This is a genomic window from Fibrobacter sp. UWB15, assembly GCF_900177705.1.
GTDB lineage: Bacteria > Fibrobacterota > Fibrobacteria > Fibrobacterales > Fibrobacteraceae > Fibrobacter.
Genome location: NZ_FXBA01000001.1, coordinates 13,881 through 30,701 on the forward strand (window position 1 = coordinate 13,881; position 16,821 = coordinate 30,701).

The 16,821-nt window shown below is 51.8% G+C and carries 12 protein-coding genes; 5 read left to right on the forward strand and 7 right to left on the reverse strand.

Annotation, left to right across the window (positions count from 1 at the left end; translation table 11 throughout):
• Positions 1-28: 28 nt before the first annotated feature.
• Entirely contained in the window at positions 29-1,318 is a 1,290-nt protein-coding gene (locus B9Y58_RS00075) for a citrate synthase (RefSeq protein ID WP_085534706.1), read from the reverse strand.
• A gap of 31 nt (positions 1,319-1,349) precedes the next feature.
• Positions 1,350-2,642 carry an aminotransferase class I/II-fold pyridoxal phosphate-dependent enzyme gene (locus B9Y58_RS00080; RefSeq protein WP_085534707.1) on the reverse strand — a complete coding sequence of 431 codons (1,293 nt, stop codon included), beginning with the start codon at positions 2,640-2,642 and terminating at the stop codon, positions 1,350-1,352.
• A 260-nt stretch (positions 2,643-2,902) separates the two neighbouring features.
• On the opposite strand from B9Y58_RS00080, the gene B9Y58_RS00085 reads away from it, so the two are divergent.
• Positions 2,903-3,850, forward strand: a complete 948-nt coding sequence (locus B9Y58_RS00085; protein WP_109639608.1) for a hypothetical protein — start codon at positions 2,903-2,905, stop codon at positions 3,848-3,850.
• 39 nt (positions 3,851-3,889) lie between these two features.
• Here B9Y58_RS00085 and B9Y58_RS00090 read toward each other — a convergent pair whose 3' ends face one another.
• Complete coding sequence (locus B9Y58_RS00090; protein ID WP_085534709.1) at positions 3,890-6,490, reverse strand: DEAD/DEAH box helicase; 2,601 nt, start codon at positions 6,488-6,490, stop codon at positions 3,890-3,892.
• Positions 6,491-6,569: 79 nt separating this feature from the next.
• Here B9Y58_RS00090 and B9Y58_RS14310 point away from each other — a divergent pair, with 79 nt between their 5' ends.
• Entirely contained in the window at positions 6,570-8,666 is a 2,097-nt protein-coding gene (locus tag B9Y58_RS14310; protein WP_158278291.1) for a polysaccharide biosynthesis tyrosine autokinase, read from the forward strand.
• Positions 8,666-9,553, forward strand: coding sequence for a glucose-1-phosphate thymidylyltransferase RfbA (gene rfbA / locus B9Y58_RS00110; protein ID WP_085534710.1), 888 nt, complete (start codon positions 8,666-8,668; stop codon positions 9,551-9,553). The genes B9Y58_RS14310 and rfbA overlap by 1 nt, the downstream gene beginning before the upstream one ends.
• Here rfbA and rph read toward each other — a convergent pair whose 3' ends face one another.
• Genes rph through B9Y58_RS00125 form a run of 3 tightly spaced genes read right to left on the reverse strand, consistent with a single transcriptional unit; the run spans position 9,554 to position 11,807 of the window.
• Positions 9,554-10,279, reverse strand: coding sequence for a ribonuclease PH (rph, locus tag B9Y58_RS00115; RefSeq protein WP_085534711.1), 726 nt, complete (start codon positions 10,277-10,279; stop codon positions 9,554-9,556).
• 10 nt (positions 10,280-10,289) lie between these two features.
• A complete protein-coding gene (pheA, locus tag B9Y58_RS00120; RefSeq protein ID WP_085534712.1) occupies positions 10,290-11,141 on the reverse strand; it encodes a prephenate dehydratase in 852 nt (283 codons plus the stop codon).
• A 9-nt stretch (positions 11,142-11,150) separates the two neighbouring features.
• Complete coding sequence (locus B9Y58_RS00125; RefSeq protein ID WP_085534713.1) at positions 11,151-11,807, reverse strand: C40 family peptidase; 657 nt, start codon at positions 11,805-11,807, stop codon at positions 11,151-11,153.
• Between the two features lie 30 nt (positions 11,808-11,837).
• Here B9Y58_RS00125 and B9Y58_RS00130 point away from each other — a divergent pair, with 30 nt between their 5' ends.
• Entirely contained in the window at positions 11,838-12,596 is a 759-nt protein-coding gene (locus B9Y58_RS00130; RefSeq protein WP_085534714.1) for an acid phosphatase, read from the forward strand.
• Between the two features lie 97 nt (positions 12,597-12,693).
• Here the strand turns inward: B9Y58_RS00130 and thrS are convergent, their stop codons facing one another.
• Positions 12,694-14,631 (reverse strand): threonine--tRNA ligase, encoded by a 1,938-nt coding sequence (gene thrS, locus B9Y58_RS00135; protein ID WP_085534715.1) that lies wholly within the window; start codon positions 14,629-14,631, stop codon positions 12,694-12,696.
• A 785-nt stretch (positions 14,632-15,416) separates the two neighbouring features.
• Here thrS and B9Y58_RS00140 point away from each other — a divergent pair.
• Complete coding sequence (locus B9Y58_RS00140; RefSeq protein WP_073058221.1) at positions 15,417-16,754, forward strand: ATP-binding protein; 1,338 nt, start codon at positions 15,417-15,419, stop codon at positions 16,752-16,754.
• Positions 16,755-16,821: the final 67 nt, after the last annotated feature.

Consider the following 16,821-nt stretch of genomic DNA (forward strand, 5'->3'; position numbering starts at 1 on the left):
ACGAATCCACTTATTTGAGAGCGAACGGTCACCTTTTGTCGCGGTCGACCCAGGGGCGGGCGGTGTGGCCCGTATAGATCTGGCGCGGACGGTTGATCTTGGAATTCGGATCGTCGTGCATTTCTTTCCAGTGGGCGATCCAGCCGGGGAGTCGGCCGATGGCGAACATCACCGTAAGCATGTTCGTCGGAATGCCCATGGCGCGGTAGAGAATGCCCGAGTAGAAGTCCACGTTCGGGTAGAGCTTGCGTTCGATGAAGTAGTCGTCTTTGAGGGCGGCTTCTTCGAGCTTGAGCGCGATGTCCAGAAGCGGGTCGTGGAAGTGTTCGCGTTCGAACACCTGGTACATAAGCTTCTTGAGCACCTTGGCGCGCGGGTCGTAGCTCTTGTACACGCGGTGACCAAAACCGGAAAGACGGAACGGGTCGTTCTTGTCCTTGGCCTTGTCCATCACCTGTTCGATCGTCATGCCGCTCTGCTGGATGCGGAGGAGCGTTTCGAGCACGGCCTGGTTTGCACCGCCATGGAGCGGGCCCCACAGGGCGCAAATGCCCGCGCAGATACTTGCGTACAAGTTAGCATGAGAGCTCCCCACCATACGCACCGTAGACGTAGAGCAGTTCTGCTCGTGGTCGGCGTGTACAATCAGAAGCGTGTTCAGTGCCTTTTCCATAATCGGATCGGGGTGGTAGGAACGAGCCTTGCTGCTGAACATCATGTTCAGGAAGTTGCTGCAGTAGCTGCGTTCCGCTTCGGGGTACACGAACGGTTCGCCGATGCTCGCCTTGTAAGAGAAGGCGGCAATCGTGCGGATTTTCGAAATCAGGCTTGCGGTCGTGAGGTCGAACACGTCGGCGATGTTTTCGTCGTCGTAGAAACGCGGCGTAAACAGGCCCACGGCGTTCACGATGGAGCTCAGAATACCCATCGGGTGGGCACTCGGCGGCATCTGCCTAAAGAAGTGCAGAAGGTTTTCGTGGAGGAGTGAATTCTCGGTCAACAACGTGCGGAAACGCGCCAGCTGCTGCTGAGTCGGCAGTTCTCCGTAAATCAGAAGCCAAGCGGTTTCGGGGAAGGTTGCCTTTTCGGCCAGGTCTTCGATACTGTAGCCGCGGTAACGCAGGATTCCGTGTTCGCCGTCCACGTAAGTGATGGCGCTTCGGGTGCTACCGGTGTTCAGGTAGCCGTAATCCAAGGTCACCAGGCCGGTTTCCTTGCGGAGTTTGCAGATGTCGAGACCGTGTTCGTTTTCAGCACCTTCAACAACAGGGAGCTCGATGCTCTTTCCGTTGTAACTTAAAATGGCGTTGTCGGACATTATTCCTCCAGGAGGTACGGGTTCCCGCACCTTACTTCATCTTCAAAATGCAATTATAGATATTGTCGAAGAGCTTGGGAAGCTTTTCGGTCGGAACGGCAGAGAAAGCGAGGCGGATCAGGCCAGAAAGCATGATTGTGCCCGTGCTGTAGTCCTTGATGAGCTTTTCGCGGAGCTGTTCTGCGTCGACGCCCTTCGGCTTGATGCACATAAAGTAACCGCTGTTGCACGGCATCGGGTCGAAGGCGTCCTTGTATTCCGGATGGGCGGCCAAGACTTCCTTGATGATGTCGTAGCGCTTCTTCAAAGTGGCGTATTTTTCGGCCTTCTGCTGGGCGTATTCCGGGCTCTGGTAAGCGGCAAGCAGAATCTTCTGGCTGATGCTCGGGGCGTTGGAAATGTTGCCACGGACGGTACCGGCGGCCTTGTCTTCGAGAGCCTTGAGCTGTGCTTCGGTAGCACCCTTGAAGCCGAAGCTCATGAAGCCCACGCGGAAGCCCCATACGTAGTCTTCCTTGGTCGGACCGTCGAGCTTGACGGCGAGGAGGTTTTCGTGAGCGTCCACGAGTTTGACGAACAGGGATTCCTTGGTCACGCCTTCTTCGTACACCAGTCCGAAGTAAGCGTCGTCGAGGAGAGCCACCACCTTGTTGCCCTTGGCGGCGCATTCGGTAAGGATCTTTGCGATCTCGACAGCTTCAGTTTCGGTAGCGGTGTAACCGGTCGGGTTGTTCGGGAAGTTCAGGAGCACGACCTTCTTGTCGCCCTTGCTAGCTTCGAGAGCAGCCTTGAGGGCTTCAGTGTCGAAGCCGCCGTTCTTGAAGGTGTTGAAAGTTTTGATCTTGGCACCGCGGGCGTTTTCGAACACGAGTTCGTAGTTGTCCCAGTACAGGTCCGGGATAATCACTTCGTCACCGGCGTCGAGGAACAGGTAGCCGGCGCAGCTGATGGCGTGGGTGAGGGCGCAGGTCACGACCGGCGTGCTGAAGTTCTTGTTTGCAAGCGTCGGGTTCTTGATGATGACCTGCTTCTTCCATTCCTTGCGGAGGTCCGGGTTACCGAAGCTCGGGGCGTACAGGAAGGACTGCTTGGGCAGATTCAGGGACTTGAGGACGCAATCCAGCACGAGCGGAGAGCCGTCGTCTTCGAGGGCGGTGCCAATCGTAGCGTTGATCTCGGAGCCCTTGGCTTCGGCGCCCTGGCCCAAGATTCCCTTGCGGGGGAAGAAAATCGCCTTGCCCTGTTCAGAGAGCATGTCGAGAACTTTGCAGCCGTTGGCGGAAAGTTCTGCATTCAGAGCCTGTGCTAAAGGATTGTAGTTCATGGTTTGTGTCCTTTTGAATTTTTGCGGGTGCAAAAATAGAAAAATTTGGGATAATTCCTAGTCTGTTCAGCCTAGTGTGGTCGCGAAAAACCCGTTCTGAACGCGAAATAAGCAAAAAAGTATTTTTTGAAAATAGTAATTACAGATTTGCCTGTTTCCCGTGACGAAAAACACTGAATATTGCAAAAAATGAAAAAATGGGCAGAAAGGCTTGTTTTTAGGGCTATGTTAATTTATATTAAATTGTGTTGGAGGTTTACATGAAAAAGTTTTTGTCTTGTTGTGCCGCATTTTCGCTTGCGCTTTTGGCGTGTAGCGATGATTCTTCGTCGAATTCTAACGGTAATCATGCTTTGACAGGATCCAATCGTGTTGACCTGCAGATGGCTAGCAAATGCCTTGATAACGGCTTGGGCGTTTTATACAAAAAAGCGGGCTCCGATGAATTGGATAAAGCGTACTTAGTTGAAGATTCAACGGGAAACAATCAAATCTTGGTTCCTGAATTGAATGATTACTGCGACATTATGGCCGATTTCAAGTCTAAGCGATTGGGCGATACCTTGGAAATCTGGTTCAATCTGGAAGATGCCGCCGTGACAAGCTGCATGTGTATCAAGGATCACCTGTTCAGTATTAAGTCAAGCGATGCCGATGCCAAGTATTTCAAATATTCTGGCGAAGTTTTTGCAGTGACTTCTGAACCCGCGCCTGTAAGGCCTGAAATCGAAGAACCGACGATTCCCGATGCACCGGAATTTGATGAATCTGAGCAGCATCAGGAAGTGACGGATGTGATTGGTTATTGCGATGCATCGCCCGATGAAAATGAAAATCTTTTGAGCAACAAGTTCCGTCTTGTGGATAGCTGGGATGATTTCACGGAAAAGGGCTCCGATGGAGAAATCATTCCGTATGCAAGAACGCATTTTGACGGAGACGATGTCGTATTGGTCTTTGAAGCGACTTTTGATTGCGATAAAAAGGTTGAAAAGGTCAATGTGTATCCTTCGAATGATACGCTCTATGCAAAAACCGAAACAAGCGTTATCGAATCGGTCAAGCTGGAGCCGAACGAAGGCTGTGGCTGCATGACCCGTGCGGCGTTTAAGCTCAAGAACGAAGGCGTTTATGCCGATGCCAAGTACATGGTCTTCGACAACCACATGGAACACGTGTATACGCTGAAGCCTGGAATTGAAAAGTAATCATCCTAAAGCTCCTTGGAATGATTAGCGCATCGGCGATTACACTTCGCCGATGCGTTTCATTTTAAGGAGCGGCATGCCCGCGTCGCGGCATTCGGCAAGATTCACATCGAAATCGATGCTCCAGTCGTTAAAGTCTTCTTCGTCTTGCAGCATCTGCTGCACGTGCATGATATCACCTTCGTAGGTGATAATCGTATGGTGCAACGAGCGGCCTTCGACATCGAGACGGAACTTGTGGTGTTCTGCGGTATAGGCGGCCATGATTTCCATGAGGCCGTTTTCTGTCCAGGGCTTACCTTCGCCGTCCACGAGCATCTGCCCTTCGGCGAGGTCATCGGCGAGCATGTCGAGCACATCGCCGTAGGCCTGTTTCTGTAGCGCCGACATCAGCTGGAAAATGCGCTGGCGCACCATGACAATAAAATGCTTCTTGTCGTAGGTGATGTCGGCGGCCACCTTGTCGGCCCCGAAGGCGGTCTCGAGTTCCGTGGCGCCTGCGGCTTCCATGCGCTTTTGGTAGTCTTCGGGGTGGGCCATCTTTTCCCATTCTTCGAGCAGGCTCGAGTCGGTGCGACGAATCATGTCGCCCAAATAGTCCTGCATGTCGAGGAGTTCTTCGTTCTTGTAGCCGTCGGGAACGGTTTGGGTGAGCACCTTGTAAACGCCGTTGATATGTCGGAGTAGAATTGCTTCCATGCGCTGCAATCCATACTGCTTTACGTAGCCGCTAAAGGTGCTGAAATTTTCGAACATTTCGCGCACGATGCTCTTGGGTTCGATATTTACGTCAACCCAAGGGTGTTCTTCGGCAAAGGCGTTGAAGGTGTCGTAAATGAAATCGCGAAGCGGCTTGGGATATTCCACCTTCTCAATTTCTTCCATGCGCTGGTTGAATTCCATACCCTGTGCTTTGAGCTCGTCGAGGCGGGCGTTACGCGCCTTGTTCTGCTGAATGCGAAGGATTGCTTCGGGATTTTCGACGATGCTTTCGCACAAAGTAATGACATCGAGGGCGTATTCGGGGCTTTCGCGGTCCAGTTTCGGAAGCGTATCGACCAGGTACAGCGAAAGCGGCTGGTTCATGGAAAAGTCGTCTTGCAAGTCCATGTTGACGCGGAGCTTGCTGTAGCCGGGCGCAATTGGTGTCACAAATTCAATGATATTCTTCTTGACGAGGCTCTTGAAAAGCTGAAAAGCGCGGTGTTGCAATTTCTTTTTGCTTGCGATACTTTCGTGGCAATCCTTGAGCAAGTTGCGCATGGCAAGGCAGCCGTCGGTGGGACGACTGAGAATGTTCAAGAGCATTCCGTGACTCACCTGGAAACTGGATGTGAGCGGTTCTGGCGAGGCGGCAATGAGGCGCTTGTAGGTGCTTTCGTCAAAAGGAACGTAGCCGTGTTCGGGCGGTTTCTTTTTCTGGAATTTTTTGCCAGTCTGTTTTGTCTTGGCTTCCAGTTTCAAGTTTTCGATGACATGTTCGGGCGCCTGCGCCACTACGTAGCCGATGTCGTCGAACCCCTTGCGGCCTGCGCGGCCTGCAATCTGGTGGAAATCACGCGCGGTAAGGATTGCCGTCTTGTCGCCGCTGTATTTGCAGAGCTGTGTGAAAAGCACCGTTCGAATGGGAACATTCACGCCGACGCCCAATGTGTCCGTGCCGCAAATGACTTTAAGCAGGCCCTTTTGCGCAAGTTTTTCGCAGAGAATGCGGTACTTGGGCAAAAGTCCTGCGTGGTGCAGGCCAATGCCTTGCTTGAGCCAGCGCTTGACTTCGGGGCCGTAGGGGCTGCTGAAGCGGACTTCCTTGATGGCTTCGTTAATCGCCTGCTTTTCTTCTTTAGTGCAGAGGTCCAAGCTCATGAAATTCTGCGCATTGGTCGCCGCGGCCGCTTGCGTAAAATGCACCACGTAAACGGGAGCCTTGCCGCTAGACACAAGCTTTTGCACCGTGTTCGAAATTTCGGTTTCGGAATAGCTGAAATCGAGTGGAACCGGACGCTGCGATGACCTTACCGTCACCGACTCGCGGCCCGTATGCTTCGTCATGTCGCGTTCAAAAAATTCGGTGGCGCCGACGGTTGCGCTCATGAGCAGGAATCTTGCCTGCGGAAGAGTGAGCAGTGGTACCTGCCAGGCGACTCCGCGTTCCTTGTCGGAATAGTAGTGGAATTCGTCCATCACCACATCGGTAATCGTAAGCTGCTCGCCTTCACTTAGCGCCATGTTACTCAAGATTTCGGCGGTACAGCAAAGGATGGGGGCGTCGTGATTGACTGTTGCGTCCCCTGTGGAAAGCCCTACGTTTTCGGCACCGAATTCCTTGCAGAGCGCCATCCATTTTTCGTTGACCAGAGCCTTGATGGGGCAGGTGTAAACGCTGCGGCGCCCATGTGCCAAACTGTCGAAATGGAGCGCCAGGGCCACCATGGATTTTCCGGAACCCGTGGGGGTGTTGAGAATGACGTTTTTGCCGTCCAAAAGTTCAAGAATCGCTTCTTCTTGAGCGGGGTAGAGCGTTGTGCCGCGGGATTCCGCCCATGCCATGAACGCATCCAACAGGGTCTCGGCGCCTTCGCCGGCGTTAAAAGGGGTTGTCGGCAAAAAGTCTTTCAGCGATTTGTGGGCGTTTTCACTCATAAAGCCAAAGATAGCTTTTTTGTGTAGCCCCTGTTTTTTTCTAAATTATATCCACATTGTGTTAGAGGAAGACCTTTCTATGGCGACATCGAAAAAAGAAGAAACCGATTTAGGTGAATTTTTAAAAATCCTTGTAAAGAACTGGCAGATAATGGCCCCAGTCATGTTGCTTTCGGCAATTGTTGGAGTCTTTGTTGCTATGTGGGCCCGACCGATTTATCAGGTGGATGCCCTTTTACAGATTGAATCTAAGAATAGCAAGCCTTCTGGAATGATGGGTAGTCTCGGAGCCTTGTTTGCGACCAGTAGCCCCGCCGAAACAGAAATGGAATTGATCCGTAGTCGTCAGGTGATGGGCTCTGCTGTCGAAAAGATGAGACTTGACCTGGTTGCAGAACCTCTTGATAAGATGGATCGTCTGCTGCATAAAGAAGGCCGCCTTGAACTCAATAACTTTAATGTTCCCTGGGATAATGTTCCTAAGGAAGAACGGGGAATGCCGTGGATTGCTGTTGCCAAGGATTCCTTAGGTAATTTTGACTTGTATGACCATAACAAGAATTTGGTCCTGTCTGGAGCTGCTGGGCAAACTTATCGTTTCCCGTATGCTGGCGATACGGCTACTTTCGGTATCTTCCGCGCCGTCGTCCGTCAAGGTCAGCGTTTTGCTATTTCTAAAATGAAACGATTGGAAGCTATTGAAGCATTCCGTGGTGCGTTCAAGGTTTCCGAAAAAGGAAAGAAAACAGGCATTCTTGAATTTTCGTACCAGGATATCTATCCCGATCGTGCTGTTGAAATCCTGAACGAGGTCGCCTCGTCGTACCTGCGTCAGAATGTTGAAGAACGTAATGCCGAAGCCCAAAAGACTTTGGAATTCTTGGAAAAACAGTTGCCCGATGTCAAGGCTCAGATGGATTCTTCCCTCTTGAACTTGAATACTTATCGCAACCGCGTCGGCTCTGTGGATATCAATGCCGAAACGCAGTTGGTTTTGCAACAGCGAATGAAGTTGCAACAAGATATTCTTGCTTTGCAACAGCGTAAGCAGAGTGCGATTCGCTTGTTCCATGCTGAACACCCCTCTGTAAAGACATTGGAAGAACAGGAAAATGCTTTGAAGCGTGAACTTGCAGGAACGTCCAGTGCCGTGAAGAAATTGCCCGCTACCCAGCAGGAGGTGCTGAAACTCCAGAACGAGGTTGAATTGGCTAAGGTCATGTACACGTCCATGCTCAATAACATTCAGCAACTTCGATTGGTCTCGGCTGGTGAAGTTGGTTCCGTCCGCATTATTGACTTTGCGGAGGAGGTGACTAAGCCGACAAAGCCCAAGAAAAAGATCATTCTTTGCGTCGCTCTCTTCCTGGGTTTCTTGTTAGGTGCTGCTATTGTTTCCTTCAAGTCGAAGTTCAGCAGCGGTGTTAAGAGTGCGAACTTCATCGAAAAGGAAACCGGTTTCACGGTTTATGCCAAGGTTCCCAAGGGTAACCCCAAGGGTACCAAGGGTACAAGACCTCTTGCTGTGGTGGAACCCGATGATGTCGCTGTGGAATCGCTGCGCGCCCTCCGTTCTTCTTTGGAATTCTCCATGATGGACGAAGGGGGCTCCATTGTTGGCGTGAGCGGACTTATTCCGGGCGTGGGCAAGAGCTTTGTGTCAGTGAACTTAGCGGCTCTGTTTGCCGGGCTTGGTAAGAAGGTGTTGCTGATTGATGCGGACCTTCGTAAGGGGCGTCTCCATAAGGAATTTGGTATCAAGCGCGGCAACGGCCTTTCTCAGGTGCTGTTGCGTGAAGTGGAAGCCGATTCAGTGGTGTTCCCCACGGAAGTTGAAAATCTGTTTGTGATTCCTTGTGGCAATGTTCCCAACAATCCGGCTGAATTGCTTGGTTCCAAGCATTATGCCGAAATCATAGATAAGTTCAAGAAAGAATTCGATTTGGTTGTCATTGATACTCCGCCGATTATGCTTGTTACCGACGCTGCTCTTGCTTGCCATGTAGCTAGCCAGATTGTGATGGTGATTGAATACAATAAGCATTCTATCGACGCTATCAAGGATGGCATGGCCCAGATCCTCAAGGGTAATTCTAGTGCCCATGCTTCTATCGTTATCAATAAGTATGAACACAGTCGCACCGAAGGGTATGGCTACAAGTACGGGAAATACTAATGAAAGGAATTGTTCTCGCCGGAGGCTCCGGTACCAGGCTTTATCCGCTGACCATGGTGACGTCTAAGCAACTTTTGCCTGTTTACGACAAGCCCATGATTTATTACCCGCTGTCGACTTTGATGCTTGCGGGTATTCGCGATATCCTGATTATCTCGACTCCGACGGACTTGCCCAACTTTGAACGTTTGTTGGGCGACGGTTCCTCGATGGGGCTCAACTTGAGCTACAAGGTGCAGCCGAGCCCTGATGGACTTGCTCAGGCCTTTATCCTTGGCGAAGAATTTATCGGTAACGATTGCTGCGCCATGGTGCTCGGTGACAATATTTTCTACGGTAACGGCTTTAGCCCGCTTCTGAAGGCCGCCGTGAAGAACGCCGAAGAAAATGGCCGTGCAAGCGTGTTTGGCTACTTTGTCGAAGATCCGGAACGCTTTGGCGTGGTGGAATTCGATGAGTCGGGTAAGGTGATTTCGGTTGAAGAAAAACCGAAGGAACCCAAGAGCAACTATGCGATTACCGGTCTCTATTTCTACGACAATCGCGTGTCCGCATACGCTAAGGCTCAGAAGCCGAGCGCCCGTGGTGAACTTGAAATTACGGACTTGAACCGCGTGTACCTGGAACAGGGCGAACTCGATGTGAAACTTTTGGGCCGCGGCTTTGCTTGGCTCGATACCGGAACCATGGACAGCCTGATTGAAGCGGGCGAGTTCGTGAAGATGGTGGAAAATCGCCAAGGTATCCAGATTTCCGCTGTCGAAGAAATCGCCTACATCAACGGCTGGATTACCAAAGAAAAGCTTCTGGAATCAGCCGCCAAGTACGGAAAGTCGCCTTACGGCCAGCACCTGCGCAAGGTTGCCGAAGGCAAAATCCGCTACTAACTACGGAAGTTCGCCACCGATCAGTTCCATCTGCTTTTTGTAGATGTCCTTGCAGGCATTTTCGCCGAGGTCAAGCAGCGTGTTGAGCATGTTGCGGTCAAAGCTTGCATGCTCTCCGGTGCCTTGCACTTCGATGAAGTTCTTGGCGTCTTGCATGACCACGTTCATGTCAACATCGGCTGCGGAGTCTTCCACATAGCAGAGGTCGCAAAGCGGCTTGCCGCTAACGACACCGACAGAAATTGCCGTAATGCCATGCTGCAGAATCTGCTGCGTGAGGCCGAGGCGTTCCTTGATTTTCTTGAGGGCGAGCGCAAGGGCCACGAAGCCGCCGATAATGCTTGCGGTACGAGTGCCACCGTCGGCTTCGATCACGTCGCAGTCGACCACGATAGCGTTTTCACCGAGGGCGGAAAGGTCGGCTGCGCCGCGCAGCGAGCGGCCCACCAGGCGCTGGATTTCTTGAGTGCGGCCGCTCGCGCCCTTGCGTTCGCGTTCCACACGCTTGCCTGTACTCTGCGGGAGCAAGCTGTATTCAGCGGTAATCCAGCCGGTACCTTTGCCGGCGAGCCAATCAGGAACCTTCGGGAGGAGTGTCGCGTTACAGATAACGCGGGTACGGCCCATTTCAATCAGAACAGAACCATCGGCGCTAGAGATAAAGCCCGTGGTCATCTTTAAATTGCGGTATTCGTCAAACTTTCTGTCGGTACGTTCGTATGCCATATTCTGCCTCTTAGTATTTCAAAGTTTCAATCACGCCTTTCTTGAAGGTGCCCAGAATGTACATGTTGTTCGTGTAATTCTTGAGCTCGGCGAGTGCAGCCTGGGCGCGATCTTCATTCACGTTTGCTTCGAACGATACGTGGAAAATGTATTCCCACGGCTTGTCCGGGTGCGGGCGGCTTTCGCAGCGGGTCAAGTTGATGCCGCGTTTGGCGAAGCAGCCGAGAGCGTTGTAAAGAGCGCCTACTGCATTGTTGTTGGCGAGTTCGAACAGCATGGTCGTCTTGGCGCCTTCGGTTTCGTTGAATGCGGCGGGAATTTTTTGAATGCCGTAAAAACGCGTGAAGTTCGTGCCCTTCAAGTTTTCGAGGCCGGCCTTCAGAATGTCCAAGTTGTAAATCTTTGCGGCGTAGGCGCTTGAGATGGCGCCTTCGTCTTTAGCCTTGCGAGCGGCGAGTTCTTCGGCAGAGCCTGCGGTATCGAATGCCGGAACCGCCTTGATTTGCGGGTTTTCGGCAAAGAACTTGGAACACTGCGCAAGAGCCTGCGGGTGACTGTAAACGCGCTTGAGGTCGGCGAGCTTGACGCCTGGCATCACGCACAAAGTGTGTTCGATACGGAGCAAGACCTCGCCTACAATGCGGTGACGCCACTTGTAGAGCAAATCGTAGTTTGCCTCAATGGAACCTGCCGTGGAGTTTTCGATAGGAATCGCGCCACCATCGGCTTCGCCGGTTTCTACAGCCTGGTAAATTTCTTCGAAAGTATCCATCGGGAGCGTTTCGATGTCTTCACCGAACAAGTAATGTGCGGCACAATCGCTATAGGCGCCCTTGCGGCCTTGGAATGCAATTTTCTTCATAGCTAAAATTTACTTAAATCTTCTGGCGCCTTGGTATTTGTGACCCCAGTATTTGTCTTGCATGGGCGAAATCATGACGCCCTTGCTGGTGCTTGCGTGAATAAAGCGACCACCACCCAAGTAGATTCCCACATGGTCAATCTTCCAGAGACTTCCGAAGAATACGAGGTCTCCTTCTTTGAGCCCGCCGCGACTTACGGATTTCCCGCGGCTATCCTTGTACATTTTTGAGGAGCTGTGGTCAAGTTCAATGTTGTAGTAGCCCTTGTAAACTTGCATCACGAATCCGGAACAGTCTGTCTTTGTTCTGGTGGCTTTGCCGTAAACGTACTTGGCCCCCATCCATTTCCTGGCGTAGGTTTCCAAGTCGCTTTTGGGCGTTGCCTTTTGGGCTGCCTTGGCGGCTTCCTTTTTCTTAATGGCCGCGCGAGCCTTCTCGGCGGAATTCATGTGCTTGGTAGAATCCGACGGGGTTTCTTGGACTGCTTCTTGAGTGGGTTTTTGCGTATCTTCTTTAGGTGGGGTAGATGCAGTTTCGCTCGGAGGAACGCTCTTGTAGTCGCCAATGTTTCGGTCGTAGCCCGTGCGCACCGGGAAAGAGCAACACGTAAGTCCTAAACAGAGTAGGGCTAGTAAGGGAACTACGGTTCTGAAATGAGAAAACATCAAGTGAAAAATAGTTAATATTTGAAATGTATGAACATTATCAAGATAACCTTAGTCGCGATAGCCTTGTGTGGGGCTGTCCTGTGCAGTTTTGCTGCCGATGTCAAACCCTATGTGGAAGCCGATGCGCTCCCGAATGCGTTGAACTATTACCCTGCACCCCCCGATACCATGTCGCCGCAGTTCATATACGATATCTCGCAGTACATGTGGGGTAAATCGATGCGCCTAGACTCTGCCCGTGCGGCTCTTGCGGTGGCACAGGCGGTAGAAACCGTCGAAGAGATGGCCGCAATGTTCAGCGAACCCTTCGGCATGGAAATTTCGGTAAAGAAGACTCCTGCCATCATGAATGTTCTTGAACGCGGAATCCGGACGCTTAAGCAGGTGGGGAGCAAGGCCAAAAGACATTACATGAGGCGCCGCCCTTACGACCGCTTCAATGAACCGACGCTTGTCCCTGCCGAAGAAGAAAGGCTAAGAACAAATGGATCCTATCCGTCAGGACATACCATTCGTGCGTGGGCGATGGCCCTGTTGCTGGTCGAGGTGAACCCGGCCGCTCAGGACGCCCTGCTGAAATACGCCTACGAATGGGGACAGAGCCGCGTAATCGCAGGCTTCCACTGGCAAAGCGATGTGGATGCCTCCAAGGTGCTTGTCTCGGGCGCCTACCCGAGCTTGCATACAAACGAAACCTTCATGGCCGACATGCGCAAGGCCCAGGCCGAATTCAAGAAGCTTAAGGCCGCTGCGAAGCCCGCTGTAACGAAGGCCGGGAAGAAGTAAGCCCACGGACTTGGTTGAAGAATATGAAAAACGCAGGCTCATTTGAGTCTGCGTTTTCTAAAATGTCATCCCGGACTTGTTCCGGGATCACCGTTTATTATCTCACAACCTTGCGGTCGTCTTCGGTCATCTTGAGGAAGTCAGCGACCGTCATCTGACCCTTATCGCCTTCCTTTCTCTTGTTGACAGCGATGAGACCTTCTGCCTGTTCCTTTTCGCCTACAATAATCTTGTAAGGAATCTTCTGGAGTTCGCACTGGCGGATCTTGTAGCCGAGCTTCTCGTTGCTTTCGTCAACTTCCACGCGGACGCCGGCGTTCACGAGTTCGCGTTCCACGGACTTAGCGTATTCAACGAACTTCTCGGAAATCGGGAGCACGCGGGCCTGAACCGGAGCGAGCCACAGCGGGAAATCGCCCATGAATTCTTCGATGAGAATGCCGAGGAAGCGTTCGATGGAACCCACGGCCGCACGGTGCAGCATCACCGGAATGTGCTTCTGGTTGTCCTTGCCGACATACTCGGCACCCAGGCGCTGCGGGAGGTTGAAGTCGACCTGAATCGTACCGCACTGCCAATCACGACCGAGGCTGTCCTTCAGCGTGAATTCGAGCTTCGGACCGTAGAAGGCACCTTCGCCCGGGTTCAAAATGTAGTCGAGGCCAGCGAGCTTGGTAGCTTCGGCGAGGGCGGCTTCAGCCTTGTCCCAGATTTCGTCAGAACCCACGCGCTTTTCCGGGCGGGTGGAGAACTTCACCACGATATCGTCGAAACCGAAGTCGTGGTAGATTTCCTTGACGAGGGCACAGAAGTCGGCCACTTCGCTTGCAATCTGGTCTTCGGTACAGAAGATGTGGGCGTCGTCCTGCACAAAGCCGCGCACGCGCATCAGGCCGTGCATGGTACCGGCAGGTTCGTAACGGTGGCACTTACCGAATTCGGCAAGGCGCATCGGCAGGTCGCGCCAGCTGCGGAGCCCAGTGTTGAAAATCTGGATGTGGCAGGGGCAGTTCATCGGCTTCACGGCCATTTCCACGTCGCCAGCCAGCGTCTTGAACATGTTCTCGTTGTACTTGTCGGCGTGGCCGGACTTAATCCACAAAGTCTTGTTCACGATTTCCGGCGTGATAACTTCCAGGTAGCCGCGACGGTCAATCTTTCCGCGGATGTAGTCCTTGAGGGCGTTCACCATCTTGGTGCCCTTCGGGTGCCAGAACACCATGCCCGGAGAATGGTCTTCGATGTGGTAGAGGTCCATTTCCTTACCAATCTTGCGGTGGTCGCGCTTTTCGGCTTCTTCAAGGAACTTCAAATAAGTTTCGAGACCTTCCTTGTCGGCAAAGCAGGTGCCGTACACGCGGGTCAGCTGGTCGCTGTTCTGGTCGCCATGCCAGTAGGCGCCCGACATCGAGAGCACCTTGAAATTCTTGAGCTTGCCAGTAGAAGGCACGTGGGGGCCAGCGCAGAGGTCTTCAAAGTTCTTGCCCGGTTCGCCAGTCACGTAGAAGCTGAGCGTTCCGTCGCTACCTTCGCGGGCGAGAGCGCGTTCAGCGTTGTCCGTCTTGTACTTGTCGCCCTCGGTGCGCTTCAGGCCATCGGCGGCGCTGACTTCGCAACGGGTAAACGGACGGTCTTCCTTGATGATTTCCTTCATGCGCTTTTCGATGCGCTCGAAATCCGACTGCTGAATCGGGGTCGGTGTCATCAAATCGTAGTAGAAACCCTTTTCGATAGCCGGACCATAGGCGAGCTTGGTGCCCGGGAACAGGTCGCAGATGGCTTCGGCAAGCACGTGGCTGCAGCTGTGACGCAGGAGCATCAGAGCATCCGGGTCGTCGTTGCTCGGCGTGATAATCTTGATGGTGCCGCTCTCGGTGAGCGGGCGCGTGAGGTCGAGGACCTTATCGCCGAGTTTGACGCCAAGCGCCTTGCGTGCAAGACCTTCGGAAATGCCCTTCGCAATTTCGAGGCCGGTGGTGCCCGATGCTACGGAACGTACGGAGCCATCGGGGAAGGTGAGTTCGATTTGAGACATAAGTAATCCTTTTTGTGGGCGGTTCTCGCCCGGTTCCCCAGAAATACGACATCTGGCGGTGCGCGCAAAGATAGCATTTAGCCTGCGGTTCGGCAAATAATACTGTCCCGATTGTCACCCTAGAGTACAGCGTTAGGGGCTAAACGTGTCATTCTGAGCGGAGCCCGTAGGGCGAAGTCGAAGAATCTAGTCCTGATTATACAAAGGGGAAAGCCTTCCCCTGGGTCGCACTGCGTTGCTCCCCACCCCTTCTCCTAGGGGCTTAGCCCCTAAGACCCCGAAAACGCTCTACACTTTATACCGCGCCCTTTTCTCAGCGACGCAAAGTTCTTTTTGTTTGGAACGCTTTGCCTGGATAGGAGCATCGAAAAAAGGCCCTGCTAGGTGAAGGCGTAAGGCGCAAACCGTTGTCCTCCCCAACTTGAGGTGAAAATTGGGGGGGGCGAAATTAAAGAAAAACGGCAAAATATGCAAAAATAATCTCTAAAATAGTCCGTTTAAGCCGTATTTTTTTATGTTAGGAATGAAAATTGATAAAATATGCAAAAATAATTCCTAGAAAGAGGACGTTCGGTATTATTTCTTGATGGAGCCGAAGATTTGACTGAAATTGGAGAAAATTGCGTAAAATCGGCAATTTTTACCACAAAAACACGTAATAAAATCAGGCGTATACGCAAAAATGCACTTTTTCGTACGAAAAAGTGCGCTTTTAATACGCTAATTCGGTCGGAAAAGTGCAGTTTGTTATTGACAATTCGGTTGGAAAAGTGTAGTTTTAGAACATGTTCAAGCGAAAAATCCTTAAAGAATTTGAAAATTGGAAGATTTCAGGGGGCAAAAAGAAGGCCCTGGTTGTCAAGGGGATGCGCCAAATCGGCAAGACATCCAGTGTCCTGAAATTCGCCCGCAGCAACTACGAGAGCGTCGTCTATATCAACTTTAAGGAAAATGAAAATGCGAAGAAGGTCTTCGAGGGAGACCTGAACGTGAGCCGGATTACCATAGACCTTTCCGCGCTTTTCCCTAATGCGCATTTTGTCGAGAACAAGACCGTCATCATCTTCGATGAAATTCAGGAATGTGCAAACGCCCGCGCAAGCATCAAGCCTTTTATGGAAGACGGTCGCTACGACGTCATCTGTACTGGATCCCTGCTTGGTATTAAGGGGTACAACCGTAAAAAGGGAAAAGGCGTCCCAACCGGTTTTGAAAGAATAATTTATATGAAACCCATGGATTTCGAGGAATTTCTGTGGGCAAAGGGCATTGGCGAAAACGTCATCGCATACCTAAAGGAATGCTTCACGAAAAAGGAACCCGTAAGCGAGGCGACGCACAACGCCATGCTCCGCTACTTCAAGGAATACCTTTGTGTAGGCGGGCTCCCTTATGTCGTTTCTCGATTTGTTGAGACGAACGACATGAACGTCGTTTGGCAGGAACAGCAAGACATTCTTGAAGAATACAAGGACGACTTTGGTAAGCACCTTGACGAGAACGAAAACGAGGAAATCGACCGCACGCTTCTTGGCCGCATCAATCGCGTCTTTGATTCAATTCCCGCCCAACTTGCGAAGGAAAACAACAAGTTTGTCTATTCGCAACTAGAAAAGAAGGGCCGTTCCGAAAACTACCAAACCGCAATCCAATGGCTCTACGACTGCGGCATAATCAACATTTGCCACAACCTGACCAACATCGCAGAACCCCTTGAAGGCTACAAGATCGAGAATACGTTTAAGATTTATGTGCAGGATTCCGGCCTGTTTGTCGCCATGCTGGAACGCGGCACTGCGGCCAAGATTCTAAGCGGCGATTTGGGATTCTATAAAGGCGCCATCTACGAGAACATCATCGCAGATTGTTTCTCTAAACAAGGTCGCAAACTATTCTACTTCCGCAAAGAATCCGGGCTAGAAATTGACTTTGTAGAAAATGTCGGCGGCGAACTCGCCATTATTGAAGTCAAGGCGACAACGGGACGCTCCAAGTCGGCAAAGACCGTTCTGAGTAACGACAACTACGATGCAAAAGTTTGCTACAAGCTCTCCAAAAACAACATCGGTGTTGCTGGCAAAATGGTTACCCTGCCGTATTACATGGCGATGTTCTTGGAGTAAATTTTTAAACTGGTAGGGGAAAGCCTTCCCCTCGCTCTCCTTCTCCAGCCACATAGGCTAAGGACCC

Bases quoted from the DNA above. Each gene is read 5' to 3' on its own strand.
- B9Y58_RS00075 (WP_085534706.1), bottom strand. From the start codon at position 1,318: ATGTCCGACAACGCCATTTTAAGTTACAACGGAAAGAGCATCGAGCTC.
- B9Y58_RS00080 (WP_085534707.1), bottom strand. From the start codon at position 2,642: ATGAACTACAATCCTTTAGCACAGGCTCTGAATGCAGAACTTTCCGCC.
- B9Y58_RS00085 (WP_109639608.1), top strand. From the start codon at position 2,903: ATGAAAAAGTTTTTGTCTTGTTGTGCCGCATTTTCGCTTGCGCTTTTG.
- B9Y58_RS00090 (WP_085534709.1), bottom strand. From the start codon at position 6,490: ATGAGTGAAAACGCCCACAAATCGCTGAAAGACTTTTTGCCGACAACC.
- B9Y58_RS14310 (WP_158278291.1), top strand. From the start codon at position 6,570: ATGGCGACATCGAAAAAAGAAGAAACCGATTTAGGTGAATTTTTAAAA.
- rfbA (WP_085534710.1), top strand. From the start codon at position 8,666: ATGAAAGGAATTGTTCTCGCCGGAGGCTCCGGTACCAGGCTTTATCCG.
- rph (WP_085534711.1), bottom strand. From the start codon at position 10,279: ATGGCATACGAACGTACCGACAGAAAGTTTGACGAATACCGCAATTTA.
- pheA (WP_085534712.1), bottom strand. From the start codon at position 11,141: ATGAAGAAAATTGCATTCCAAGGCCGCAAGGGCGCCTATAGCGATTGT.
- B9Y58_RS00125 (WP_085534713.1), bottom strand. From the start codon at position 11,807: ATGTTTTCTCATTTCAGAACCGTAGTTCCCTTACTAGCCCTACTCTGT.
- B9Y58_RS00130 (WP_085534714.1), top strand. From the start codon at position 11,838: ATGAACATTATCAAGATAACCTTAGTCGCGATAGCCTTGTGTGGGGCT.
- thrS (WP_085534715.1), bottom strand. From the start codon at position 14,631: ATGTCTCAAATCGAACTCACCTTCCCCGATGGCTCCGTACGTTCCGTA.
- B9Y58_RS00140 (WP_073058221.1), top strand. From the start codon at position 15,417: ATGTTCAAGCGAAAAATCCTTAAAGAATTTGAAAATTGGAAGATTTCA.